Consider the following 26,347-nt stretch of genomic DNA (forward strand, 5'->3'; position numbering starts at 1 on the left):
CTGTCCTGAACCTGGGTGAAGGCGCGCCTTTCCTATGCCCCCTGCCCGGCAGGGTCAACGCGCAACAGGGGGAAACCGGGACCCTTTAGCCCATGGTCTTTGCGTCCGTTTCCTGATTATGTGCGGCAAAACTGTACATTTGATCCAGCACGAGAGTCCTGATGCCCAGAGTGTTTGCCGCCATCCTGCTTGTTTTGTTCAGCCTGATCCGGCCCGCGGCGGCGCAGCAGGCGGTCCCCGAGGTCGCCTGGGTCCAGATCGAAGCCCACCCGAGCCTGAGCGTCGCCCGCGACCGCGCCGAGGCCTTTGCCGCCCGGCTGGAGGACGTCAACGGCTTCGCGCTCGGCGGTGGCTGGTACGGGATCGCGCTCGGCCCCTATGCCCCCGCCGATGCCGAGCAGGTGCTGCGGGTCTACCGGCTGCGGGGCGATATCCCCCGCGACAGCTATATCGTCGGCAGCGACAGCTACAGCCAGCAGTTCTGGCCGCCGGACGCCGATGTGCTGCGCCAGGGCACGCTGGCGGCGCCGGCCCCCACCCCCGAGACCAACACCGCCGTTGCGGAACCCGCCGCCCCCGCCCGGACGCAGGCACCGGCGGACGAGACCCCGGCTCAGGCCCGGCGCAGCGAACAGCTGCTGACCGCGCAGGACCGCCGCGACCTGCAGACCGCGCTGGCCGCGGCAGGCTTTTACAACGCCGCCATCGACGGCGCCTTCGGGCGCGGCACCCGCGCCTCCATGGCCGACTGGCAGGCCGCCCGCGGCTATGAGGCGACGGGGGTGTTGACCACCCTGCAGCGCCGCGCACTGATGGACGAATACAATGCCCCGCTGATCAGTGTCGGCATGCGCTATCACCGCGACGACAGCGCCGGCATCGCCATGCAGATGCCGCTGGGTGCGGTGAAATTCTCCCGCTATGAATCGCCCTTCGCCCATTACGACGCCACCACCCCCGACGGTATCCGGCTGCTGCTGATCAGCCAGCCGGGCGATCAGGCCACGCTGTTCGGTCTTTACGATATCCTGCAGACGCTGGAGATCGTGCCGACCACCGGGCCGCGCGCCAAGGACCGCGACAGCTTCACCATCGAGGGCCGCGGCCAGGGCATCGTCTCCTACACCCAGGCCAGCTTGCAGGGCGGCGAGATCAAGGGCTTCACCCTGGTCTGGCCGGAGGGCGACGAGGCCCGCCGCGACCGGGTGCTGACCGCCATGCGCCAGAGCTTCGAACGGCTCGACGGTGTGCTCGACCCCGCCGCCGGCGCCGATGCGCCGCAGGATGTCGATCTGGTCTCCGGGCTGGCGGTGCGCAAACCGCGGCTGTCGCGCTCGGGCTTCTATGTCGATGCCAGGGGCACGGTGCTGACGGCGGCGGCGAATGTCGCCGGCTGCGGGCGTATCACCCTGGACCACGATTACGAGGCGCAGGTGATGACCACCGACAGCGCCACTGGGCTGGCCCTGCTGCGCCCGACGCAGATGCTGGCGCCGATGACCGTCGCCCAGCTGCGCCCCGGCGCTCCCCGCCTCGGCGATGAGGTGGCGGTTTCCGGCTATTCCTATGGCGGCGTACTGGGCGCGGCGACGCTGACCTTCGGCACCGTCGCCGACCTCAAGGGGCTGAACGGCGAGGCCGGACTGACCCGGCTGGCGCTCTCCCCCCTTGCCGGCGACGCCGGCGGCCCGCTGCTGGATCAGACCGGTGCGGTACTGGGGGTGCTGCTGCCGGCCACCGACGGCGCTCAGCGCCTGCCCGACGGGGTGAGCTTCGCCGCCAATGCCGGCACCGTCGCATCGGTTCTGACCGAGGCCGGGGTCGAGATGCGCCAGAACGCCATCGCCGGCGCGCCGCTGCCGCCCGACGACCTGAGCCGTCTGGCCCTGGGGATGACCGTCCTGGTCGGCTGCTGGGACTGACCCCGCCATCCCCGCGAAGTGATTGCGCCCGGACATCGGTCCGGGCGTTTTCATGTTCAGCGATTCATCTTCCCGTCGCAGTTTTCCGGCAGGCTGCCGCTGAGCCGCCCGCCGCCCCTTTTCCCCGCGCCGCAAGCTGATACATTGCCCGCGGTTACCGAAGGTAGGTCAATGCCCCGCTACGAATACAAGGTCGTCCCCGCCCCCTCCAAAGGCACCAAGGCCAAGGGTGTGAAAACGCCGGAATCGCGTTTCGCGCTGTCGATCGAAACCACTCTGAACCAGATGGGCGCGGAGGGCTGGGAATATCTCCGGGCCGAGCTGCTGCCCAGCGACGAGCGCAGCGGGCTGACCGGCTCCACCGTCAACTGGCGCAACGTCCTGGTGTTCCGCCGCGCGGTTGAGGCCGGCGCCGAGGACTTCGCGCCGCGCGTGCTCGACCTGCCCGCCGAAACCAGCGAGATCCGGGGCCCCGCCGCGCCGGCGCCGACCTCGGCCCCAATCGCCGATCCGCCGCTGCATGTCGCCGAGCCCGCGGATACGGAGGATGAGGCGGAGGAAACCGACACCGCCGAAGAGCCCGGCGGCATCGGCGCCGCGCTGAAGGCCCGGGCCCGTCTGGCCGGGGTCCGCCGCGACGACGGGGCGCAGAAACCGAAGGGGGACTGATCCGCCGACCGGCTCAGTCTCCGATCTCCAGCGCCAGGGCGTGAATCCGCCCCAGCAGATCGGCCCCGAGCGCCGCGTGCACAGCCCGGTGCCGGGCCAGCCGCCCCATCGCCGACAGCGGTGCCGCCCGGATCCGGACCCGGAAATGGCTTTCACCGCCCTCGGCGTAACCGGCGTGGCCACGGTGCTGTTCGCTCTCGTCGACGACCTCCAGCAGCTCGGGCGCGAATGCCTCCGAGAGCCGCCGCTCGATCTCGTCCTTCTTGCCTGTCTTGCCCATATTTCGCTCATGCGGCAAAAAATTCGCCGCCCCCTCTTCAATCTGGCGCCACTTAGATTAAACTCTGGCGTCCGAGTCCAGAATGCTCCCTCGAAAAGGAACAGCGCGATGTCAAAACCGGATCCTTTCGGCTTCGATATGTCGGTGTCGTCGGCCAAGAAACGCAACCCGCGCGGCCGCCGCGGCATGTCGGGGGCGTCTGAGACCTCGACCCGAGTCTGCGATCACCCTGGCTGCAAGGAGGCAGGGAAATTCCGCGCCCCGAAGGCCCCCGATGTGCTGGACGATTTCTACTGGTTCTGCCAGCAGCACGTCCGCGAATACAACCAGCAGTGGAACTTCTTCGAAGGCACCACCGAGGCCGAGCTGAATGCGCAGCAGTCCAAAGACAAGGTCTGGGAACGCACCACCCGGCCGCTGGGTGACCCCGAAGCGCGGGCCTGGGCCCGGCTGGGCATCGAGGACCCGCATCAGGTCCTGGGCTCCAACGCCACCAAGAACCCCGGGCGCAACGCCGGCAGCGGCAGCGGCCGCCGCCTGCCCCCGACCGAGCGCCGCGCGGTCGAAATCCTGGAAGCCAAGGACACCTGGACCAAGGCCGAGGTGCGCCGCGCCTACAAGAAGCTGATCAAGGTGCTGCACCCCGACATGAACGGCGGCGACCGCAGCCAGGAAGAACAGCTGCAGGAAGTCGTCTGGGCCTGGGAGCAGATCAAGGAAAGCCGCAACTTCAAGGACTGATCCGCGGCGGGATCTGTCGCAACAGCGGCCCCGGCCCCCCGGCCCGGGCCGTTTTTCTTTGGTTGTTTGTCTTCGACCGGTCTTGTTTCCGCCGCCGGCGGTCGCTGACCGCCCGGGATCATGCGGTGCCGTGACCGGAACGGAGACGCCTCGACAAAGGCCCCGTCGGCGCGGTCAACGATTCGGTCGTCTTCGCTCTTGATCCGGCCGCTCCGATGTCCGGTGGGCAAAAGGCGGCATGCCGTCGGCGGTCGCTCTCCCCCCGGCCGGATGAGCGGACCGGATGTCGCGCCGACCGGCTGTCCCGGCCGACGCGTTCCGGCAAGGATCGGCCTGACCTGTCGTCACCGGAGGGCGCGCTGCGCGCCGAACGATCCCTGCCCCGAGAACTGCGGTGCCGCCGCGACCCGGCCCCGCTGCCCAAGGCGCGACCGTGTCGAGGGGGCCAAGGTGACGCAGGGTTCCGCAGCGAACGCCTTCCCCTTGCCACCGCCCGCGATATGTTGCACCACGGTGCTGTCCGGCAATACGGCCGGCAGACTTGAATTTAAGGGACGATATGCATGGCTGACGGCGCGCTCGACATCAACGCAAAACCCAGCGAAGAAATTTCGGTGCGCGACGTATTCGGCATCGACACGGATATGAAGGTGAAGGGGTTTGCCGAAGGCAGCGATCGCGTCCCCGCCGCCGACCCGACCTATAAGTTCGATCCGGACACCACCCTGGCGATCCTGGCCGGCTTTGCCCATAACCGCCGGGTGATGATCCAAGGCTATCACGGCACCGGTAAATCGACCCATATCGAACAGGTGGCCAGCCGCCTGAACTGGCCCTGCGTGCGCGTCAACCTCGACAGCCACGTCAGCCGGATCGACCTGATCGGCAAGGACGCGATCAAGCTGGTCGACGGCAAGCAGGTTACCGTGTTCCACGAAGGCATCCTGCCCTGGGCGCTGCGCAACCCCACCGCCATCGTCTTTGACGAATATGACGCCGGCCGCGCCGACGTGATGTTCGTGATCCAGCGGGTGCTGGAATCGGACGGCAAGCTGACCCTGCTCGACCAGAACGAGATCATCACCCCCAACCCCTACTTCCGGCTCTTCGCCACGGCGAACACCGTCGGTCTCGGCGATACCACCGGGCTCTATCACGGCACCCAGCAGATCAACCAGGCCCAGATGGACCGCTGGTCGCTGGTCGCGACGCTGAACTATCTCAGCCATGACGCAGAGACCATGATCGTGCTGTCGAAGGCGCCGCATTACAACACCGAGGCCGGCCGCAAGAAGGTGGGCCAGATGGTGACCGTGGCGGACATGACCCGCACCGCCTTCATGAGCGGCGAACTGTCCACCGTCATGTCGCCGCGCACGGTGATCAACTGGGCGCAGAACGCCGAGATCTTCCGCGACATAGGCTATGCCTTCCGGCTGTCCTTCCTGAACAAATGCGACGAGCTGGAGCGCCAGACCGTGGCCGAGTTCTACCAGCGCTGCTTCGACGAGGAACTGCCCGAAAGCGCCGCCAGCGCCAGCTTGGTATAAGGTCCGCGGCCAACCGGAAGGGACGGAGCCCCGTCCGCCGGATCGTTCCGGGGGCTCCGCCTACCCAGCACATCAGGGGGCTCCGCCCCCGGTGCCTGCGGCCCCTCCCCCGGAGTATTTCGGCAGAGAAGAACACAGGGCGCGGGCTGACTGGCCCGCGCCTTTCTGGTTCGGTCAGGGACCTGACGACAGGAGGGACGCAGATGCATATCGGATTGATCGGCGGCATCGGACCGGCGGCGACGGTGGAATATTACACCCGACTGGTCGGCGCCTTTCGCAGGCTGGAGCGGCCCCTGGAGCTGACCATCGTCCATGCCGACGTCACCACGCTGACGACCAATGCCGCCGCCGATGCCCGTGACACGCAGGCGCAGATCTATGCCCGCCACCTGGCCCAGCTGAAGGGCGCGGGGGCGGATGTCGGCAGCATAACCTCTCTGGGCGGACATTTCTGCTACGCCGAAACCGAGGCGATCACGCCGCTGCCGCTGGTCAGTGCCGTGACCCCGCTCGACAGCTATTGCGTCGCGCGCGGGCTGGGAGCGGTCGGGCTCCTCGGCACCCGGCAGGTCACCACCAGCGGTGTCTACGGCCAGATGCCGTGCACCCGGACACTGGCCCCGGCCGATCCCGACGCGGTGCATGAGGCCTATCTCGCCAGCGCCCTCGCCGGGCACTGCGACGCCGAGACGCGGGCGCTGATCTTCGCCGCCGGGCAGGAGATGATCGCCCGTGGCGCCGAGGCCATCGTGCTGGCCGGCACCGATCTGGGGCTGGCCTTTTACGGCCACGCGCCCGGCTTCCCGGTGATCGACGCGCTGGATGTTCATGTCGACCATCTGGTCGCGCTGGCCATGCAGCCTGCCTAGGTCCGGCCCCCACCGACGGCGCCGGAATGCGCCGCCCCCCTATGGTCAAGCCGGGGGAATGCCTCTAGGCTGGCCGCAAGACAGATGACCGGACGTGACCCGCGATGAGCAAACCCACCGACAACCCCGCCGACCCGTTCAAGAAGGCGCTGGCCGAAGCCACCAAGGTGATGGCCCATGACTCCGAACTGACGGTGAGCTATTCGGTCGACCCCTCGGGTCTGTCCGGCGAAAGCATGCGGCTGCCGCAGGTGTCGCGGCGGATGACCCGCCAGGAGGTTCTGCTGGCACGCGGAACGGCGGATGCGCTGGCGCTGCACCGGCGGTATCACGATGCCTCGGTGCATTCGCGCTATGCCCCGCCGGGCGATATGGCCCGCGATCTCTACGAGGCGATGGAAACCGCCCGCTGCGAGGCGATGGGCGCCCGCGACATGCCTGGCACCGCCAGCAACATCGACGTAAAGATCGAGAATGACGCCATGCGGCGCGGCTATGAGAGCATGACCGATGCCTCGGAGGCGCCGCTGGCAGTGGCCGCCGGCTATCTGATCCGCCACCTCGCCACCGGCCGACCGATGCCCAAGGGTGCGCAGAACGTGATGGAGCTGTGGCGCGGCTTCATCGAGGAGCAGGCCGGCGGCACGCTGGACGACCTGCAGGAGAAACTCTCCAACCAGACCGAATTCGCCAAATTCGCCCGCCAGATGATCGAGGATCTGGGCTATGGCGATCAGCTGGGCGAAGATCCCGACAATGTCGACGAGGATCAGGAAGACCAGGCCGAGGACGACGCCGAGGAACAGCCCGACCCCGACAGCAGCGGCGAGGAGGATCAGGACGACCAGACCGCCGAGGCCGATCCGGAACAGTCGCAGGACGAGCAGCAGGACTCCTCCGAGGCGCAGGTCAGCATGGACGAGCTGGCCGATGAGGAAATGGGCGAAGAGACCGAGATGCCCGATGGCGAGGCACCGCTGGAGCCCCCCGCGCCGCCGCCTGCGTCAGAGGCAGACCCGAATTACAAGGTCTACCTGACCCAGCACGACGAGGAGATCCGCGCCGAGGATTTGGCCGAACCGCAGGAGCTGGAACGGCTGCGCGCCTATCTGGACCAGCAGCTGGACCCGCTGAAGGGCGCCGTGTCGCGGCTGGCCAACAAGCTGCAGCGCCGGCTGCAGGCGCAGCAGAACCGCAGCTGGGAGTTCGATCTGGAGGAAGGCGTGCTCGACGCCGGCCGCCTGGCCCGCGTGGTCGCCAACCCGACCACACCGCTGAGCTTCAAGCGCGAGAAGGATACCGAGTTCCGCGACACCGTGGTGACGCTGCTTCTGGACAACTCCGGCTCGATGCGCGGGCGGCCGATCTCCATCGCCGCGATCTGCGCCGATGTGCTGGCGCGCACGCTGGAACGCTGCGACGTCAAGGTCGAGATCCTGGGCTTCACCACCCGGGCGTGGAAAGGCGGTCAGGCGCGCGAGGCCTGGCTGAACGATGGCCGGCCGCAACAGCCCGGACGGCTGAACGATCTGCGCCACATCATCTATAAATCCGCAGATGCCCCCTGGCGGCGGGTGCGCGACAACCTCGGGCTGATGATGAAAGAGGGCCTGCTGAAGGAGAATATCGACGGTGAGGCGCTGGAATGGGCGCACCGCCGGATGGTGGCGCGGCGCGAGCAGCGCAAGATCCTGATGGTGATCTCCGATGGCGCCCCGGTCGACGATTCGACCCTCAGCGTGAACCCCGCGAACTATCTGGAGAAACACCTGCGCGACGTGATCGCCATGGTGGAGAAACGCAAGCAGGTCGAGCTGCTGGCCATCGGCATCGGCCACGATGTGACCCGCTATTACGATCGGGCGGTGACCATCACCGACGTCGATCAGCTGGCCGGTGCCATGACCGAGCAGCTGGCCAGCCTGTTCGATCCCGACCCGCGCGCCCGCGCCCGGGTGATGGGCATCCTGCGGGCGAGCTGAAGCGGCCTCAGTCCCGGCGGGCGGTGATCACGGCAGCCGGGATCGGGATTGTCCAGGGCGGGGTCGCGCCCAGGTGGCGCGGACCCAATCGGCCACATCGGCGCTGATCGCCTTCACCACAGCCTCGGTCTGCGCGCGCAGCAGATAGCCGCCGCGCGCCGTCCCCTCCAGGAAGAACCGCACCGGTGCGCCGGCGTCGCTGCTGATCCTGTGGCAGTCGACAGTGGTCAGCGCGCAATCGGCGAAGCCGGCGGCCTCCAGCGCCGCAAAGGCGATCTCCGGTTGGGCATAATCATTGGCCCCCGGCCCCGGCGGCAGCACGACGGCGGGATCTCCATGACGGCGGATCGCGTCGAAGACAGAGGCCAGCACCGTCACCCTCTCTGCCCCGTGCCAGACCGAATAGGCCAGCCGCCCGCCGGGCCGCAGCACCCGGGCGCATTCGGCAAAGACCCGGCCCGGATCCGGCACATGCGGGATGCCGAAGCCGATCGTCACCGCGTCGAATTCCGCCGCCCCGAAGGGCAATGCCATCGCATCGGCCCGCAGGAACCGCGCCGCCGGCGCCCGTTCCGCCGCAAGTTCCAGCATCGTGGCCGAGAAATCGACCGCCGTCACCTCGGCCCCCGCCGCGCAGAGTGCCGCCGCGACGATGCCATGCCCGCAGCAAAGATCCAGAACCGCCTGCCCCGACGCCGTTCCCCGTGCCAGAACCGGGACGCAGTGCTCAGACGCGGTGCCGAAATCCCACGCATGGGCTGCCGCCACCGCCGCCGTCGACCATTCCCTGAGTTCCAGATCGGCAAAGGTCTCGGTCATCGGATCAAATCCCTGAATTCGGCGTGATACCTGGCTGAAACGGCGCACATCCTGCGCCGAAACGGCCGGAAAATCACGGTTGAACCTCGGGCCGGTATCGGGTCTGCTCGCGCGGCGCGCGGGCCGCCACGGACCGCGGCAGACAACTTCAGGGGAAATCAACATGTTCCAGACCTTCAACGTGACCGCACGCCCGGAACAGGGACCCCCGCGCCTGGCCTTGCTGCGCGCCGAGCTGGAGGCCGAGGGGCTGGCGGGGTTCCTGGTGCCCCGCGCGGATGCCCATCAGGGTGAATATGTCGCCGCCCATGACGAACGGCTGGCCTGGCTGACCGGCTTTACCGGCTCCGCCGGCTTCTGTGCGGCGCTCCGCGACTGTGCCGGGGTGTTCATCGACGGGCGCTATCGCACCCAGGTCAAGGCGCAGGTGGCGCTCAGCGATTTCACCCCGGTGCCCTGGCCCGATATCCAGCTCTCCGACTGGCTGAGGGAACAGCTACCGCAAGGCGGCAAGGTCGGTTTCGACCCCTGGCTGCATTCGGTGGCCGAGATCGAGCGGACCATGGCGGCGCTGGAGGGGACGGGCATCGTGCTGACCCGCAGCGCCAATCTGGTGGACCGCATCTGGGACGATCAGCCGGCGCCGCCGATGCTGCCGGTCAAGCCGCATCCGCTGGACTTCGCCGGCGAGACGGCAGAGGCGAAATGCACCCGGCTGGCGACGGGCCTGAAGGCGGCCGGCCATCGTGCCGCCGCCATCACCCTGCCGGATTCGATCATGTGGCTGCTAAACATTCGCGGCGCCGATATCCCGCGCAACCCGGTGGCGCATGGTTTCGCCATCCTGCACGACGATGGTCGGGTCGATCTGTTCATGGCGGCTGAGAAGCTGACCGGGATCGGCGATCATCTGGGTGCCGGTGTCACCCTCCATGCGCCCGAAGACTTCCTTGAGACGCTGGCGGCGCAGGAGGGGCCGGTGCGGCTGGACCGGATCACTGCGCCGCAGATCCTCGCCGATGTGCTGGGCGACAAGGCGGTCTATGGCGAAGAGCCCTGCGCCCTGCCCAAGGCCCGCAAGAACGCCGCCGAGATCGCCGGCGCCGCCACCGCCCATCTGCGCGACGGCGCCGCCATGGTCGAGATGCTGTGCTGGCTGGATGACCAGCCTGCCGGCAGCCTGATGGAGACCGATGTGGTCACCTATCTGGAGGCCTGTCGGCGCCGGGACAACGCGCTGCAGGATATCTCTTTCGAGACTATCGCCGGCACCGGCCCCAATGGCGCCATCATGCATTACCGCGTCACGGAAGAAACCGACAGCCGGCTGCAGGACGGCCATATGATCGTCATCGACAGCGGCGGCCAGTATCTGGACGGGACAACGGACATCACCCGCACCGTCGGCATCGGCGCCGTCGGCGAGGAAGAGCGGCACTGTTTCACCCTGGTGCTGCAGGCGATGATCGCGGTGTCGCGGCTGCGCTGGCCGCGCGGCCTTGCCGGCCGCGATATCGAGGCCTTCGGGCGGCTGCCGCTCTGGCTGGAGAACAAGGATTTCAACCACGGGCTGGGCCATGGCGTCGGCGCATATCTCAGCGTCCACGAGGGACCACAGCGGCTGAGCCGGCTGAGTGAAATCCCTCTGGAGCCGGGCATGATCCTGTCGAACGAGCCTGGCTACTACCGCGAGGGGGCCTTCGGCATCCGCATCGAAAACCTGCTGGCGGTGCAGGAGGCGGCGCCGATGGCCGGCGGCGATCCGGAACGTCACATGTTCGACTGGCGCACCCTGACCTATGTTCCGATTGACCGGCGACTGATCGTCGTGGATATGTTGACCCATGCGGAGCGTGCATGGCTGAACGCATATCATGCACAGGTGGCCGAGTTGATCGGCCCCCGGGTCAGCGACACGGCCCGCCGCTGGCTGGAACAGGCGACGGCCCCGATCTAGGCGGGCCGACCGGTTCAGGTCCCTTGACAACGGCGCAGGGCTGACGCCGCGGCTCTCCGGTGCTGACACCGGATTGTTACACTGCGCCGCCAAGGAAGCATGGAACGAGAGATTACGGGAAGGACGAGAGATGACAGACCAAATCAGAATTCGCCGAGCGCCAGGCCTGTGGTCGGTGCGGTCGGGCGGTGCGGTGCTGGGCGAAAGCAGCAACGCCCTGGAACTGAGCGAAGGCGATCTGGCGCCGGTCATCTATTTCCCGCGCGACGATATCGCCATGGCCTTTCTCGACCGCAGCGAAAAGGTGACGCATTGCCCGAAAAAGGGCGATGCGACGCATTATTCGATCATCACCAAATCGGTGGTACTGGAAGATGCCGCCTGGAGCTATGAGACGCCGATCGAGGCGGTGGCGGCGGTCAAAGACTATATCGCCTTCTACCCGGTCGAAGGGGTGACGGTGGAGCAGATCTGAGCCCGCGACGGCGCCCTGCCCCAGACATGCGAACGCCCCGGACCTGAGGTCCGGGGCGTTTTGCCATCAGTCTGCGGCCGCCCGGTCAGGCGGTGGCGATCAGCCAGTCGGAGCTGCTGTCGAGATCGCTCACGCTCAGCCCGTCAAGCGAGACCACCGCCGCGCCGCCATAGGACAGCACGACCGCGGTGCCATCGGCACTGGCGGCCAGCGTCACATGATCGGCCAGATCGGAGGCGGTGTAACCGCTGCCATCGGCCCGCAGCAGCTTCAGCGTCTCGCCGGCGGCGAGATCGAAATCGGTGATCTCCACCATATCCGTCGTCGAGGAGTTGAACACGAAGAACTCATCGGTGCCGGTGCCGCCGCTCAGGATATCGGAATAATCGCCGATCAGGGTATCGTCGCCGGCGCCGCCATAGGCCATGTCGACGCTGCCCGCGGTGCTGTCCTCGGCGTTGATCAGGTCATCGCCCAGACCGCCGCGCAGCACATCGGAGCCGTCGCCACCGTGCAGCGCGTCGTCGCCGCCATTGCCATAGAGCTTGTCGTCACCGGTGCCGCCCTGCATGGTGTCGCCCCGGGCACCGCCATAGATGATATCGTCGCCGGCACCGCCGATCAGCGTATCGATCCCTTTGCCGCCATAGATCACGTCATCGCCGGCGCCGCCGTCGATGATGTCGACCCCGGCGCCACCGTCGATGGTATCATTGCCGTCGTTGCCGTCGATGATGTCGTTGCCGGCCTGCCCCAGCAGGGTGTCGTCACCTTCACCGCCGAACATCCGATCGTTACCGGCATTGCCTTTGACGATATCGTTACCATCGCCACCGGCCAGACGGTCGTTACCGTCGCCGCCCAGGATCAGATCGTCGCCATCGTGGCCCCAGATCTCATCCGCACCGCCGCCACCGTCGAGCTCGTCGTTGCCGTCGTGGCCCCAGATGATGTCGTCGCCATAGCCGCCTTCGGCATAGTCGTCGCCCGGGCCGGCTGACAGGGTATCGTCGCCCAGATGCCCGATCAGGATGTCGTCGCCGCCGGCACCGTTGATGTAATCGTCTCCGGAACCGCCGCGCATGATGTCGTTGCCGCCATAGCCGCGCAGCTCATCATCGCCATCACGCGCATTCATCTGATCGTCGTCGCCGGTGCCGATGATCAGATCATCCTCATCCGTGCCGACAAACTTGCGCAGCGCGGCTTCTGCGCTGGCGGTGACCAGATCGCTGTCATCATTAACGGTCGCCATGGCGTCCTCCACTTTCCGGAAACGGGCGAAATACCACCCAATGCTGAGAAGATTTTTGTCGATTTATCTTTATTCAGAAACCAATGGCGGATCGGAGGCAAGGGGTTGGCGGAAAAAAGACATTTTTATCAAAATTCAGGGAACAGTTTCAATTCCACTCTTTTATTGTTTCCGGTTCAGGAGTGTTCTTCCGCCGCCGTCGCCGCCAGCGCCCGGTTATAGGCCTTGAGCGCATCAACCTGGAACAGCGCCCCGAGAATCTCCGCCTCACCGTCCTTGTCAGGCCGACGCAGGATCACCGGCACGTAATCGACCCCTGCCCGGTCGAAGATCGGCATCGCCGCCTCCAGCGTCGCGCTGGCCTCGACACACAGCCCCTGGGCGACCATGTCGCGGCAAGCGGACTCGGCCGCGCATTTGGGATCCGCGGCCGGCCGCATCACCGCCCCGGCGCGCAGCATCGCCAGCAGATAGGCCTGCGGCCCGGCCGCCAGATGGATACCGCGCCGCTCCAGCTGGGTGAGGAAAAAGCTGCGGTCGACCAACCGAGAAGCCAGCGCCGTCGACAGGCTGACAGAGGTGGTCACGGCGATCCCGGTCTGCCAGTCCCCCGTCAACTCAAAGACGATCAGTGTGGTGGAAATGGGTGCGCCCAGCACCGCCGCCGCCACCGCCCCCATACCCGCCAGCGCATAGAGCGTCTCGGAGCCGGAGACCTCGGGAAAGACTGCGGTGGCGAGGATACCGAAGACCAGCCCGGTCAGCGCCCCCATCATCAGCGACGGCGAGAACACCCCGCCGCCCATGCGCCCACCGATGGTGATCGAAACCGCCGCCGCCTTCACGAAGGCAAAGCCCAGGGCCTCGAACAGCAGCAGCTGCCCGGTCAGCGCCGCCGCGGTCGTCTCATAGCCGACGCCGATGACATGGGGGAAGCCGATGGCAAGTACGCCCAGCAGCAACCCCGCCACCGCCGGACGCAGTGCCGCCGGCAGGCCGGTCCGCTGCTGCAGCCGGTCCGCCACGCTTTCGGCCCAGAAGATCGACCGCATCAGCACCACCGCGACCAGCCCGCAGACCAGCCCCAGCAACAGATAGGCGGGAAGCTCCTCGTAGAAATCCAGAACGCTGGCCTGGGGCAGCGTGAATTCGGCGATATTGCCGAAGGCGAGCCGGTTGACGACGGTTCCCGCCACCGCCGCGATCACGATCGGCGCATAGGTGGCGATGGCGAAATGCCGAAGGATCACCTCCATCGCGAACAGCGAACCGGCAATCGGCGCATTGAACGACGCCGAAACCGCCGCCGCCACGGCACAGCCGAGCAGATCGCGCGCCGTCACCCCATCGTATTTCAGCCAGTCGGAGACCTTGCTGGCGATCACCGCCGCCAGGTGGACCACCGGCCCCTCCCGGCCCGACGATCCGCCGGAGCTGAGCGTGATCATCGAGGCGATGGCCGAGGCGATGCCGGCGCGCAGGCCGACCCGCCCGTCGTTGAGCGCCGCCCCCTCGATCACATCGGCAACCGAGCAGACCCGGCCGTCATCGGTGAACCGGTTCAGGATCAACCCGACCACCAGCCCGCCGGTGACCGGAATCAGCAACAGCAGATACCAGGGCATCGTCTGGGCGAAGCTGTGCAGGTGTTGCAGGTCGTCGGTGCCGTAGAGCATCGTCTGCAGATGGTCGATCGCCATCCGGAAGCCCATGGCGGCCGCGCCGGCGCAGGTTCCGATCAGCAAGGCGACCAGCCAGAAGCGCAGGCGTACCCGGTCGCTCTTGAGGATCTCGCCACACGATTGGCGCAGGGCCGCCCAAGAGGGGCGATGGGGCCTGTTGCCGGGACCGGTCACGCCGGTCGCCCCCGGCAGGCGGCAACCGCAATTCCGGTTTGCCCGCCACCGCTGATCCGGGCTGTCACCTGCCGCATCATGTCTCCCTGGCTCGGCGTCCTTGACGTTGAAACAGGATACAATCTACGGCAGGCGCCTTGTCCACCCAAATCGCATGGCACCGCGCAGGACGGTGAGGATCAGCTCCGATAATCGCGCAACACGGAGGTCGCGATCGCGTCGCGTGTCAGGACACCGATCACGTTCTCCGCCCGCGGAATGGCCTTTTCGGGCAGCACCAGCAGCGCGGCGTGATTGCGATCCGCCATCTGTGTCATCGCACTCCGCAGGAAGTTGGTTTCCTGGGCGTAGCCCACCGGGCCGATGATCGGGCCGTGACGCTTGGTCGGGTCCTCGGGGTGGACCCGGACGATGCCGACCACATGGCGCCCCTCGGTCACCACGGCATAGACCCGCTCTTCGCCGAGTTCGGTGTCGACGACGCCGCTGGTGCCCAGTTCGGATTTCTCCAGGATGCCGACGGCCGGTGCCATCAGATCGCGGATCCGCCGGATCGAGAAGCTGTGCGAGCGGCTCTCCCGCGGGATGTGGTGGCCGCGGCGGCTGAGCTTGGTGGTATAGATATCGTCCTCGGACAGACGGCGACGGACCCCGACGGCGCAGACCACAGCGACAATGGCGGCGACGGTGATGGTGTAATCGCCGGTCATCTCGAACAGCATCATGATCGAGGTGATCGCGGCGCCGGTGGAGGCCCCGACGATGCCGGCCATGCCGATCAGCGCGAAAGTGACCGAATGGAACCCGAGATGCGGGAACATCATGTCGAGAAGCGCCCCGAAGGCCCCGCCCAGCATGGCGCCGAGAAACAGCGATGGCGAGAACACGCCGCCCGAGGCGCCGGCGCCCAGCGACACCGACGTGGCGATCATTTTCAGCACGAACAACAGCAGCAGGAAGCCCGGTGCCGCCAGCGTGCCGGTCAGCACCGCCTCGATGGTGGCATAGCCGACGCTCTCGGTGTGGTACTGGCCGGTGGTCAGCAGCAGCACGTAGAACAGGACGCCCAGCGACAGCATCCCGATGGCATTCTTCAGATAGGGATTGATCTTCCAGGCGTCGAACAGGTCCTCGGTCCGGTAGAGAACCTTGACGAAAAGCCACGAGGCGACGCCGGCGAGCAGCCCGAAGATGACATAGAGCGGCAGCATGTCGACGGAGAGCGGCACGAACAGGTCGGGGCGATTGTGCGCGGCGACGAGGAAGGCGGGCTCGATCCCGAAGGCCAGCCGGCCGACATAAGTCGCGGTTCCGGTCGCCAGCACCACCGGCAGCAGTGTCCGCGCGCTGAATTCCGGCAGCATCAGTTCCACCGCAAAGAGAACCGCCCCCAGAGGCGTGTTGAAGGTGGCGGCGATCCCGGCCCCTGCCCCGGCGGCGACCATGGTGATCACCTGCCAGCTGCGCAGCCGGAACATCCGCCCCAGCACCGAGCCGATGCCCGACCCGATCTGGATGATCGGCCCTTCGCGTCCGACAGAGGCGCCCGAGCCGATCGACAAGGCGGAGGCGAGAGATTTGACCAGCACCACCTGCGGCCGGATATGTCCGCCCCGGTAATAGATCGCGTTCATCACCTCTGGCACGCCATGCCCCTTGGCCTCGGGCGCGAAGCTGCGCACCAGCCAGAGCACGATGGCCCCGCCCACCACCGGCGCCAGGATGACCAGCGGCCCATAGGGCGCCGGCGGCGTCGGGATGTTGGCATCATAGTCAAAAGACAGGATGCCGAGGAAAAAGAAGTTGTGGATGATGGAGATCAGATAGCGCAGCGCGATCGCACCAAGTCCGGTGACGATGCCTATGCCAATTGCAATCATGCTCAGGGCGATGATCGAGACGTTGCGGTTGTCTGCGGGCGGTTCTGCGAGGTCGCTGGGTGTTGTATCTGTCATCTTTGATGTGCGGCAATTGTGGAGTCCGGCGGCGGGGACTATAGAGTCGGCGCAGCCACCCGGTCCCGGGACGGCTCGGATACCCCTCAGCTACGCCTCTGCGACGGATATTGCAAAGCGGTTCCGGGGAAAAAAACACCAGCGACAACGCTTTTTTTGCGGAAAGGACTTGAAAATGGCGACCTCGAGACATTGGCGGAACTACCGGCCCGGCCGGGGGGAGGTTCTGGTCTTCGGAGTGTCGCTCGCGGCGATCGGACTCTACTTCGCGGTTCTGCACGATATGGACGGTCGAGCGGCGGATTACTTCAAGGATCTGCGCGACTCGGATCCCGAGCTCTATCTGACGCAGCTCCGGGAAAGCCGCAGTTTTCAGGCCTATCTCGACGAATACAGAACCATGCAGGGCTATGACAGCTTCAAGCCCGCCGCCCCCAGCTTTCTGGTCGGCCGCTGGACGCTGCAATCCGAGCCGCTGCGCCTGAACCCCGGCACCGCCCCGACCCACTGCAGCGATCCGGTCACCTTCGATTATGGCATTCTGCTGATGCTCGAGTCGGGAGGCGAGGCGCTGCGCGTCTCCTACAGCATCGAAGGTCAGCAGGTGATGGTGAAAGAGGCCGGGATCGGCACCTTCCCGATCGACCTGATCAGCTATGGCGCCCGTCTCGATCACCTCGAATTCACCCCTCCGGGATCGACGGAAAAGGCCTACGCCTACGAATGCGCCCGCTGATCGGGCCGACGGGGATCACGCAATTCTAAGACAAGTGACGGCGCCAGGCACCGGATCGGCGCCGCCCCTGCCCGGTTCCTGGGCTCATTGCCGCGTGCTCGCGTGTTTGTGATCGTAGCGGTCGCGCGTCTGCCCACCCCGACGCCAGAACCATCGGCCTGAGCGAGGCCCTGGGGGGTTACCCTGCCAGCAGGGCCCGGGCGGCGGCGCGTGCCTCGTCGGTGATGCTGTCGCCGGAAATCATCCGGGCGATCTCATCTATGCGGGCGGGTTCCGGCAGCGGTGCCACCGTCGACAGCGTCACGCCGTCCTCCACCCGTTTCGACACCTGCCAGTGATGCGACCCGCGCGCCGCCACCTGCGGCGAATGGGTCACCACCAGCACCTGACTGCCCTCGGCCAGCGCCTCCAGTCGGCGCCCCACCGCATCGGCGGTGGCGCCACCGACGCCGCGGTCGATCTCGTCGAAGATCATGGTGACGCCACCATCTGCGCCATGCAGGCAAACCTTGAGCGCCAGTAGGAAACGGCTGAGCTCCCCGCCCGAGGCGATCTTGTTCAGCGGCCCGGCCGGCGCCCCCGGGTTGGTGGCGACGGTAAAGGCGACGGTATCGATCCCCTCGGGGCCCGGATCGGCGGGCGCCAGGCGGGTCTCGAACACCGCGCGCTCCATCTTCAGCGGTGCCAGCTCGGCCATCATCGCCGCGTCCAGTCGCCCGGCGGCCTCGGCCCGGGCCGCGCGCATGGCAGTGGCGGCGGCATCATAGGCCACCTCAGCCGCCCGGACAGCGGCGCGCCGGTCCTCGAGATCGTGTTCGCCGGCATCGAGCCGCGCCAGACGGCCGCGCAGCGTCTCGGCGAAATCGCCCAGATCGTCGGGCTGCACCCCGTGCTTGCGCGCCTGCGCCCGGATCGCGAACAGCCGCTCCTCGGTCTCTTCCAGTTCCGCCGGATTGAACTCCAGCGCCTCCAGCAGCCGTTCGACGCCGTCCTGCGCCTCGGACAGTTCGATCATCGCCCGCCCCAGCGCCGCCAGCGGCGCGTCCAGCGTCGGGCCGGCATCCCCCGCCACCCCTTCGAGCCAGCGCAGCGCCTCGCCCATGGCGGCCTCGGCCCCCTCCCCACCCAGCAGGGCGGAGGCACGGGCGATATCGTCGCGGATCCGCTCCGCACCCTGCATCTGGCGACGACGCGCATCCAGCTCGCCATCCTCGCCCGGTTGCGGATCGAGCTTGTCCAGCTCCGCCACGGAATGGCGCAGGAATTCCTCTTCCTCGCGCACCGCGTCCAGCGCCGCCTCGGTCTCTGCCAGCGCCTTGCGCGCGGTCTGCAGGCCGCGCCAGGCGGCACGCAGACCGGCCCCGTCGAGACCGGCGAATTCATCCAGCAACTGCCGGTGTGCCCGCGGGTTCAGCAGCCCGCGATCGTCCTGCTGGCCGTGCAGCTCGACCAGCGTTTCCGACAGCGCCCGCAGCACCTCGCCGGAACAGCGCCGGTCGTTGATCCAGGCGGTTTTGCGACCCTCGCGGGTGTTGACCCGGCGCAGGATCAGCTCCGCCCCGCCGGGCAGCCCGGCCTCTTCCAGCACCCCATGCGCGGCATGACCTTCGGGCAGATCGAAGACGGCGACCACCTCGCCCTGATCGGCGCCCTGGCGGACCAGCTCGGCCCGGCCACGCCAGCCGAGCACGAAGCCCAGCGAATCGAGCAGGATGGATTTGCCGGCGCCGGTTTCACCGGTCAGCACATTCAGACCCGGCTGGAAGTTCAGTTCCAGCCGGTCGATGATCAGCATGTCGTGGATATCAAGCGACCGCAGCATCTTGCCTGCCCGAAACCCCGCCGGAGCGCGCCCGGGTCAGAGCCATTTCCCCTGCACCGACTGGCGATAAATCTGGCTGAGCCAGTTGTTACCCATGTCGCGCATCTTCAGGCCGCGCGCGGTCAGCAGCTTGTAGCTGTCCTGATACCACTCGGACGACTGGTAGTTATAGCCGAGGATGGCACCGGCGGTCTGCGCCTCGTTGACGAGACCCAGCGACAGATAGGCCTCCACCAGACGGTGCAGCGCCTCGGCGGTATGCGTGGTGGTCTGGAAATCCTCCACCACCACGCGGAAGCGGTTGATCGCAGCGGCGTATTGCTTGTGCCGCAGGTAGTAGCGCCCCACCTCCATCTCCTTCGCCGCCAGGTGGTCGAAGGCGAGGTCGAACTTCAGCATCGCCGAGGTGGCATATTCGCTGTCGGGATAGACCTCGATCACCGTGCGCAGCGCCTGCAGCGCCTGGAAGGTCAGCCCCTGATCGCGACCGACCTCGTCGATCTGGTCGTAATAGCTGAGGGCAAGGAGATACTGCGCATAGGCGGCATCCTCGTCAGTCGGGTAGAAATCTATATATCGCTGCGCCGCCGCCCGGCTTTCCGGGTAGTCCTGCCCCTTGTGATAGGAGAAGGCCTGCATGATCAGCGCCCGTTTGGCCCAGCTGGAATAGGGGTAAAGCCGCTCGATTTCCGAGAAATACCATGCCGCATCGCCGGCGCGACCGCGCGTCAGCTCAAATTCACCCCGTTCATAGATCTGCTCGGGCGTATAGCCGTCGAGCTTCTGAGAACGGTCGACCGGCGCATTTCCGCAGGCAGCCAATGCAGCCATCAGAATGAATGCCCCGATGGTTTTCACCCCCGACCTGCCGCCGATCATGCTTGCCAATCCTCATCGTCTTGTCAGGCGCGCCGCCTGTTTGCGCCTCGGTCTAGCACAATAATTTCCGGGGCAAAACGTCTTAAACGCACCACGCCGCAGTGGCATGGCCGGTTCCTGCCAGAGCGGCGGATCCGCCGGTTCAGGCGACTTGCGGAATCTCGTCCCAGACCAGGCCAGTGCCCGGCAGACGGGCGGCGGTCTCTTCATCGCAGAGCACCGGGCGCACTGCGCCGGGGGTCGCGAACAGCTTGCGCAGCAGCATGTTGGTCAGCGTGTGGCCGGCGCGTTCGCCGCGGTAATGGCCGAGGATCGCGCCACCGGCCAGCGCCAGATCGCCGAGCGCGTCCAGCATCTTGTGGCGCACCGCCTCATCCGAATGGCGCAAACCACCGGGGCTGAGGATGCGGTCGCCATCGACCACCACCGCGTTATCCAGCGTGCCGCCCAGGGCCAGACCGTGTTCGTGCATCGCGTCGACATCGGCCTGACGGCAGAACGTGCGGCTGTCGCAGAGCTCACGTGCGAAGGTGCCGTTGCCCATATCCAGCGTCTTGCTCTGGCGGCCGATGGCGGCATCGGCGAAATCGATGTGAAACTCGATGCTCAGCCGGTCGGAGGGCGACAGCGTGGCGCGGGCGCCCTGCGCGTTCTCGACGCTGACGGTCTTCAGCACCTCATAGGCCAGCACTGGCGACAACTGCCGCCGCACGCCGCGCGCCATGATCCCACGTACGAAGGGGGCGGCAGAGCCATCCATGATCGGCACTTCCGGCCCGTCGATCTCGATCAGCGCATTGTGAATACCGCAGCCCGCGAGCGCCGCCATGATATGTTCGACCGTGGACACCGACACGCCGGCGGTATTCACCAGCCGGGTGCAGAGCGGCGTATGCTCCGCCACGTCGTAGAGCGCCGGGATCATCGCGTCGCCAAGCGCGATATCGGTCCGCTTGAACCAGATGCCGTAACCCGCCGCTGCAGGGCAGATCACCATGGTCGCCGGGGCACCGGAATGCAGCCCGACCCCTTTGAAGGTCACCGAAGTTCTGAGCGTATGTTGCAAGTGCGGCCTCTTACCGTGGTGTCCAGACGGTCGCGGGACCGGCTGTTGACCCCGAAGTAAGGCGGGGGCCGGCAAGCCTCAACTCAATCTTTGTAACCGAATGAAACATCAATGAAACAATTCGGCAAAACCCTGCTCACACCCACCTAACACACTGTATTAACAATGAAAAAGGCCGCCTTCCGGCGGCCTTTCGCGATAGGATTTGACTGGATTAATTTGCCTGACGGCGCAGGAAGGCCGGGATTTCGATCCGATCCTGTTCCTGATCCGGCTCGGCCGCCGGTTGCGGCGCGGTGGCCTCGCGGCGCATCTGCGGCTGCGGGCGCGGCTGGGCCGGAGCCGCCTGGCTGGGCGTGTCGGGAGCATGGCCGGTCATCCGGTCGATCAGCCGGTTGAAGCCGAAACGGCTTTTTTCCTGCGGCGCCGGAGCAGCCGGTTTCGGAGCCGCCTGCTGCGGCGCGCGCGGCACATTGCGGGCAGCGGCGTGCAGACGGGCCAGCGCCTCGGGCGAGGGCGTGCCGGGAGCCGGCGCCTTCGGCGCGACGAAGCTTTCGGCCTCGACCTCCTCGTACTCGCTGCGCGGCTGGAATACCGGTTCCGCCGGGCGATAGGCGGGCGGCGGCAGGCCGTCGTCCTCGTCGATCACCGGGGCGGCGTAGTCGGCGTGATCATGGCGCGGGGCCGGATCCTCGAGATCGGCGAACAGGCTCGGTTCTTCCATCTCCGGGGCGGTCGGGGCAGTGGCGGCAACCTGAGCCCCAGCCACCGGCGCGGCGGCCTCCGGGGCCGGAGCCGGCTCTGCCACCGGCGCGGTGGCGGCAACCGGGGTTTCCAGTTCCAGCGGCGCGCGGGTTTCCTCGACCGACACCTTCTGCTTCAGCGGCTGCGACAGCGGACGGCGCGGCACCGGGATATCGCTCTGCACGTCGGAGGCGTCGATGCCGGTGGCGACGACGGAGACGCGCATCACCCCTTCCATCGCGGTATCGAGCGTCGAGCCGACAATGATATTGGCCTCCGGGTCCACTTCCTCGCGGATGCGGTTGGCGGCCTCGTCCAGTTCGAACAGGGTCAGGTCATGGCTGCCGGTGATGTTGATCAGCACACCCTTGGCGCCGCGCAGGCTGATTTCGTCCAACAGCGGGTTGGCAATCGCCTTCTCGGCGGCCTGGATGGCGCGATCCTCGCCCTCGGCCTCGCCGGTGCCCATCATCGCCTTGCCCATCTCGTCCATCACCGAGCGGACATCGGCGAAGTCGAGGTTGATCAGGCCCGGGCGCACCATCAAGTCCGAGATCCCCTTCACGCCCTGATAGAGGACATTGTCCGCCATCGAGAAGGCTTCGGTGAAGGTGGTCTTTTCGTTGGCGAGCCGGAACAGGTTCTGGTTCGGGATGATGATCAGCGTATCGACGACCTTCTGCAGGGCCTCGACCCCGTCTTCGGCCTGGCGCATCCGCTTGGCGCCCTCGAACTGGAACGGCTTGGTCACCACGCCGACCGTCAGCACGCCCAGCTCCCGCGCGGCCTGCGCGATGATCGGCGCGGCGCCGGTGCCGGTGCCGCCGCCCATGCCGGCGGTTATGAAGCACATGTGCGAGCCGGCCAGATGGTCGACGATCTGTTCGATGCTCTCTTCCGCAGCAGCGGCGCCAACCGTGGCGCGGGCGCCGGCGCCCAGCCCTTCGGTCACCTTGATCCCCAGCTGCACGCGGTTGGGTGCGTGGCTTTGTTGCAGGGCCTGTGCATCGGTGTTGGCCACGACGAACTCGACACCTTCCAGCGCCTTTTCGATCATATTGTTGACGGCGTTGCCGCCTGCGCCACCGACCCCGAAAACGGTGATCCGAGGCTTCAGTTCTTCCTGGCCGGGCATCGAGAGATTCAATGTCATTGGTACTGTCCGCCTGTGCTGATCCGGGCCGAGTCACGGCCTTATTCTGCCTATCAGCTCCAATAATTAATCAACTGTGTCGGAAACGTCACGAAAAAACTGCTGTGGAACCACGAAATATAGCCCCGAAAGGGGCCAATTTGCGCGGCATCTTGCCGGAATCCACATATCTGGGCGGTCAGACGTCCGCGAACACAACATACTTGACAGCGCCGATGGAATCCCATCCGCGATGCGCGCGTTTTTCCGATTCAGAGAGCCCTGCCCGGCCTCTATCTGATCGCCCCCGCTGCCGGGGGGCTTGCTGTCACTCTACCCGCTCCGCCGCGCGCGGTCACCCGAAAACCACAGGTTATCCACAAGGTTTTCCACCGCCCGGCCACAGACGACGCCACCGCTCACCAGTTGTCGCGGAACCACTTCACCGCCCGGCGCAGCGAGCGTGCCGGATAGCGGTCGACCGGGATTTCGAAATCCCACCATTCGTCCTGCGGGTTGGCGGCGAACAGGCTCAGCCCCACCGCCCCGGCGAACCCCGGCCCGGTCGCCGACTGCGGCAGCCCATGCACCCGCAGCGGCCGGCCCAGCCGCACCTGCTGGCCGAGAATGCGGCTCGCCAGCCCGTCCAGCCCCATGATCTGGCTCGACCCGCCGGTCAGCACGATCTGCTGGCTCGGCAGATGCTCGAACCCGGCGGCATCGAGCCGCGCGCGCACCTCTTCCAGGATTTCCTCGACCCGCGGCCGCATGATGCCGATCAGTTCGGCCCGGCTGACAGTGCGGCGGTCATGCTCCCAATCGCCGGTATCGCCGCCGATGTCGATCATGTCGCGATCGTCGGCACCGGTGGCATGCACGCCACCGCAGAAGGTCTTAATCCGCTCGGCATTGGCCATCGGCACCCCCAGCCCCATGGAGATGTCGCCGGTGATGTGATCGCCGCCCATCCGCACGCAATCGGCATAGATCATGTGTTTCTTCAGGAAGATCGAGATGCTGGTGGTGCCGCCGCCCATGTCGATACAGGCCGCCCCCAGCTCCTGTTCGTCCTCGACCAGCGCCGAGATGCCGGAGACATAGGCAGAAGAGGCGATCCCCGCCAGTTCCAGATCGCAGCGCTTGATGCAATGCACCAGGTTCTGCACTGCCAGGTCGTCGACCGTCAGCATATGCATGTCGACCGCCAGATTATGGCCCAGCTGACCGCGCGGATCGATCAGCCCCGACCGGTTGTCGAGCGCGAAGTTCACCGGCTGGGCATGCAGTACCTCGCGCCCCGCCCCGTAATCGGGCACGTCGCAGGCCGCCAGCACCCGGGCGATCTCGGCCTCGGTCACCACCTGGCCTTCCAGCTCGACGGTGGCATCCAGCCCGTAGGACCGCGGATTGGCGCCGGAGAAACAGGCGATCACATGGTCGACGCGGATTTCGGCCATCTTCTGCGCCGCCTGCAACGCGGTGCGGATGGCGCGCTCGGTCTCCTGCATCGCGGTGACCTCGCCGAACTGCACCCCGCGCGACCGGGTGGTGGCGGCACCGATCACGCGGAAACCGCTCTGCCCGGCCAGCGAGCCGATGGAGTTGTCCTCGCTCAGCTTGCCGGTCCCATCGAACCGCAGCACCAGGCAGGCGATCTTGGAACTGCCGACATCCAGGATGGCGATCACGCCGCGCTGCAATGCCTGGCGGCGCATCTGCCGCATCGCCCGTTGGGAATGATAGAGATCCGTCATCGTCTACTGCCCGTACCCGTTTATTTTTCTTATTTTCCACCAGTCCTCGACCGCCGCTTCTGTCATGCGGATGGTCGGCCGCGGCCCCAGCCGCATGTCCACCACGCTGACGTCGCGGTCGAGAAGATCCTGCACCTCGTTCAGCGCCAGCACCCGCTCCAGCGCCCGCACCGGCGCCTCTTCCGGCAACAGCACCCGCTGACCGCGGTCCAGCACCAGGTCCCAGCGCCGTTCGCCGATGCGCACCAGCCCGCGCAGACGGTCGGTCAGCGGCTGCGCCGCGGCGATCAGCGCCAGCGCCTCGGGCACATGTTTATCCGCGCCCTTGCCGGCGATCAGTGGCAGTTCCGGCCGCAGCCCCCGCTCGGCCAGATCGTTGACATGGGTGCCGCCGGCATCCAGCAGCGCCAGCCCGGACCGGCTGCGCCACACCACCGCCGGCTGCCGTTCCTCGACATCGACCTGAAGAATGCCGCCGGGCCGGATCCGCACCGCCGCCGACTTCACCGGGTCGAGCCCGATGATTGTCTGGCGCAGCTCCTCCAGATCCAGATCGAAGGAGCTGACCGGGAAATCCAGGCCGACAACCTCGCGGATATCCTCGGACAGGCTGCTGCCGGCGCCGTCGATCGCCATCAGCCCGACCATGAATTCCGGCCGTTCCTGGATCGAGGCCCTGAGCTGCACGATGAACATATTGAGCGCGTCGCGGCGCTGCTGATCGGCCAGAAAGGCCGACCCCAGCGCGAAACAGACGCAGAACGGCACCCCCACGCGCAGCGCCAGCCGGATACCCGGCGTCAGCATCCAGCGCTGCAGGCGGTAATTCAGGCGCGACGGCGCCGGGTCGGAACGCTGGGTCCGGCCGTTTACCGATCGCATGAGGCGTCCTCCACCAGCCAGCGGCACAGTGCTCCGAAGCTCATGCCGATCCCCTTTTCCGCCTGCTCGGGGCTGAGCGAGGTCGGCGTCATCCCCGGTTGCGTGTTGGTTTCCAGAAGGTAGAGCCCGTCGCGGCCCCGCGCCTCGTCCCAGCGGAAATCGGTTCGGCTCATGCCGCGGCAGCCCAGCACCTGATGGGCACGCAGGGCATAATCGAGGCAGGCATCGAAGATCTCCTCCGGCAGCTCCGCCGGCACCACATGGCGCGATCCGCCGGGGCGATACTTGGCGTCGTAGTCGTACCAGCCGTCGGTCAGGATATCGGTCACGGTCAGCGCCCGGTCGCCCAGCACCGTAGTGGTCAGCTCGCGCCCCGGCACATAGGTCTCGACCATCACCTGATCGGGCATCTCCGCAGACAGCGCCGGCGGACCGTTGGCCCCCTCCTGCACCAGATAGACCCCGACCGAGGAGCCTTCGCGATTGGGCTTGATGACATAGGGCGGCGCCATCATGTGGCGCTGGCAGGCCTCTGCCTTGTCGCAAAGCAGGCTGTCGACCACCGGAAGCCCGGCGGCGCGATAGGCCTCCTTGCTGCGTTCCTTGTCCATCGCCAGCGCCGAGGCCAGAACCCCGGAATGGGTATAGGGGATGCGCAGCCACTCCAGCAGCCCCTGAACACAGCCGTCCTCGCCCCAGCGCCCATGCAGGGCATTGAAGACCACATCGGGAGCGATGTCGCGCAATTTCACGGCGAGGTCGGGGCCGGCGTCCAGCTCCACTACCTCATAGCCTTCTGCCCGCAGGGCGGCGGCACATTCATGCCCGCTGGACAAAGACACCTCGCGTTCGGCCGAGGCGCCGCCCATCAATACCGCCACAAGGGGAGTCTTTCCGCTCGACTGACCCACACTGTGCCTCAATGTATCCGGACCTTTGGCGATCCGTGTTGCTTCCCCGTCTTCGCGCCCGTTTTATTGCCTGTCGGTTGCGCGTGTC

General features: G+C 66.8%; 21 protein-coding genes. 9 read left to right on the forward strand and 12 right to left on the reverse strand.

Features of this window, described 5'->3' with window-relative positions; translation table 11 throughout:
* Window positions 1–161: 161 nt before the first annotated feature.
* A complete protein-coding gene (locus tag QO033_RS09725; RefSeq protein WP_284480773.1) occupies window positions 162–1,922 on the forward strand; it encodes a serine protease in 1,761 nt (586 codons plus the stop codon).
* A 171-nt stretch (window positions 1,923–2,093) separates the two neighbouring features.
* Window positions 2,094–2,591 carry a DUF4177 domain-containing protein gene (locus tag QO033_RS09730; RefSeq protein WP_284480774.1) on the forward strand — a complete coding sequence of 166 codons (498 nt, stop codon included), beginning with the start codon at window positions 2,094–2,096 and terminating at the stop codon, window positions 2,589–2,591.
* Window positions 2,592–2,604: 13 nt separating this feature from the next.
* Here the strand turns inward: QO033_RS09730 and QO033_RS09735 are convergent, their stop codons facing one another.
* Window positions 2,605–2,871 carry a BolA family protein gene (locus QO033_RS09735; protein ID WP_284480775.1) on the reverse strand — a complete coding sequence of 89 codons (267 nt, stop codon included), beginning with the start codon at window positions 2,869–2,871 and terminating at the stop codon, window positions 2,605–2,607.
* Window positions 2,872–2,979: 108 nt separating this feature from the next.
* Here QO033_RS09735 and QO033_RS09740 point away from each other — a divergent pair, with 108 nt between their 5' ends.
* The 4 genes from QO033_RS09740 to cobT all read left to right on the forward strand — a co-directional run bounded on the left by QO033_RS09740 (window position 2,980) and on the right by cobT (window position 8,016).
* Window positions 2,980–3,612, forward strand: coding sequence for a DnaJ domain-containing protein (locus QO033_RS09740; RefSeq protein WP_284480776.1), 633 nt, complete (start codon window positions 2,980–2,982; stop codon window positions 3,610–3,612).
* Between the two features lie 563 nt (window positions 3,613–4,175).
* Window positions 4,176–5,162, forward strand: coding sequence for a cobaltochelatase subunit CobS (cobS, locus tag QO033_RS09745; protein ID WP_284480777.1), 987 nt, complete (start codon window positions 4,176–4,178; stop codon window positions 5,160–5,162).
* Between the two features lie 203 nt (window positions 5,163–5,365).
* Window positions 5,366–6,034 carry an aspartate/glutamate racemase family protein gene (locus tag QO033_RS09750; RefSeq protein ID WP_284480778.1) on the forward strand — a complete coding sequence of 223 codons (669 nt, stop codon included), beginning with the start codon at window positions 5,366–5,368 and terminating at the stop codon, window positions 6,032–6,034.
* Between the two features lie 104 nt (window positions 6,035–6,138).
* Window positions 6,139–8,016 (forward strand): cobaltochelatase subunit CobT, encoded by a 1,878-nt coding sequence (cobT, locus tag QO033_RS09755; RefSeq protein WP_284480779.1) that lies wholly within the window; start codon window positions 6,139–6,141, stop codon window positions 8,014–8,016.
* Window positions 8,017–8,043: 27 nt separating this feature from the next.
* Here cobT and QO033_RS09760 read toward each other — a convergent pair whose 3' ends face one another.
* Window positions 8,044–8,835 carry a class I SAM-dependent methyltransferase gene (locus QO033_RS09760; RefSeq protein ID WP_284480780.1) on the reverse strand — a complete coding sequence of 264 codons (792 nt, stop codon included), beginning with the start codon at window positions 8,833–8,835 and terminating at the stop codon, window positions 8,044–8,046.
* 163 nt (window positions 8,836–8,998) lie between these two features.
* Between QO033_RS09760 and QO033_RS09765 the strand changes: the two genes are divergently transcribed.
* Entirely contained in the window at window positions 8,999–10,792 is a 1,794-nt protein-coding gene (locus QO033_RS09765) for an aminopeptidase P family protein (protein ID WP_284480781.1), read from the forward strand.
* Window positions 10,793–10,922: 130 nt separating this feature from the next.
* A complete protein-coding gene (locus tag QO033_RS09770; protein WP_284480782.1) occupies window positions 10,923–11,267 on the forward strand; it encodes a DUF427 domain-containing protein in 345 nt (114 codons plus the stop codon).
* Between the two features lie 85 nt (window positions 11,268–11,352).
* Here QO033_RS09770 and QO033_RS09775 read toward each other — a convergent pair whose 3' ends face one another.
* From QO033_RS09775 to QO033_RS09785, 3 genes are all read right to left on the reverse strand, one after another.
* Window positions 11,353–12,522 carry a calcium-binding protein gene (locus QO033_RS09775; RefSeq protein WP_284480783.1) on the reverse strand — a complete coding sequence of 390 codons (1,170 nt, stop codon included), beginning with the start codon at window positions 12,520–12,522 and terminating at the stop codon, window positions 11,353–11,355.
* 176 nt (window positions 12,523–12,698) lie between these two features.
* On the reverse strand, window positions 12,699–14,234 hold the full coding sequence (locus QO033_RS09780; RefSeq protein ID WP_284480990.1) for a chloride channel protein: 1,536 nt from the start codon (window positions 14,232–14,234) through the stop codon (window positions 12,699–12,701).
* A 323-nt stretch (window positions 14,235–14,557) separates the two neighbouring features.
* Window positions 14,558–16,333: a chloride channel protein gene (locus QO033_RS09785; RefSeq protein ID WP_284480784.1), complete on the reverse strand. Its 1,776-nt coding sequence runs from the start codon at window positions 16,331–16,333 to the stop codon at window positions 14,558–14,560.
* Between the two features lie 175 nt (window positions 16,334–16,508).
* On the opposite strand from QO033_RS09785, the gene QO033_RS09790 reads away from it, so the two are divergent.
* Window positions 16,509–17,069 (forward strand): hypothetical protein, encoded by a 561-nt coding sequence (locus QO033_RS09790; protein ID WP_284480785.1) that lies wholly within the window; start codon window positions 16,509–16,511, stop codon window positions 17,067–17,069.
* 178 nt (window positions 17,070–17,247) lie between these two features.
* Here QO033_RS09790 and recN read toward each other — a convergent pair whose 3' ends face one another.
* From recN to QO033_RS09825, 7 genes are all read right to left on the reverse strand, one after another.
* Window positions 17,248–18,891 (reverse strand): DNA repair protein RecN, encoded by a 1,644-nt coding sequence (gene recN, locus QO033_RS09795; protein ID WP_284480786.1) that lies wholly within the window; start codon window positions 18,889–18,891, stop codon window positions 17,248–17,250.
* A 36-nt stretch (window positions 18,892–18,927) separates the two neighbouring features.
* Window positions 18,928–19,770, reverse strand: coding sequence for an outer membrane protein assembly factor BamD (locus QO033_RS09800; RefSeq protein ID WP_284480787.1), 843 nt, complete (start codon window positions 19,768–19,770; stop codon window positions 18,928–18,930).
* 142 nt (window positions 19,771–19,912) lie between these two features.
* Entirely contained in the window at window positions 19,913–20,836 is a 924-nt protein-coding gene (gene lpxC / locus QO033_RS09805) for a UDP-3-O-acyl-N-acetylglucosamine deacetylase (RefSeq protein WP_284480788.1), read from the reverse strand.
* A gap of 214 nt (window positions 20,837–21,050) precedes the next feature.
* On the reverse strand, window positions 21,051–22,733 hold the full coding sequence (gene ftsZ, locus QO033_RS09810) for a cell division protein FtsZ (protein WP_284480789.1): 1,683 nt from the start codon (window positions 22,731–22,733) through the stop codon (window positions 21,051–21,053).
* Between the two features lie 398 nt (window positions 22,734–23,131).
* Window positions 23,132–24,466 (reverse strand): cell division protein FtsA, encoded by a 1,335-nt coding sequence (gene ftsA, locus QO033_RS09815; RefSeq protein ID WP_284480790.1) that lies wholly within the window; start codon window positions 24,464–24,466, stop codon window positions 23,132–23,134.
* A gap of 3 nt (window positions 24,467–24,469) precedes the next feature.
* Entirely contained in the window at window positions 24,470–25,348 is an 879-nt protein-coding gene (locus QO033_RS09820; protein WP_284480791.1) for a cell division protein FtsQ/DivIB, read from the reverse strand.
* The gene (locus QO033_RS09825) at window positions 25,336–26,229 is read right to left on the reverse strand and encodes a D-alanine--D-alanine ligase (RefSeq protein WP_284480792.1); all 894 of its coding nucleotides are present in this window, start codon (window positions 26,227–26,229) and stop codon (window positions 25,336–25,338) included. Before QO033_RS09825 ends, QO033_RS09820 begins: the two co-directional genes overlap by 13 nt.
* Between the last annotated feature and the right edge of the window lie 118 nt (window positions 26,230–26,347).

Origin of the sequence: Pseudodonghicola flavimaris (genome assembly GCF_030164425.1) — a bacterium.
GTDB lineage: Bacteria > Pseudomonadota > Alphaproteobacteria > Rhodobacterales > Rhodobacteraceae > Pseudodonghicola > Pseudodonghicola flavimaris.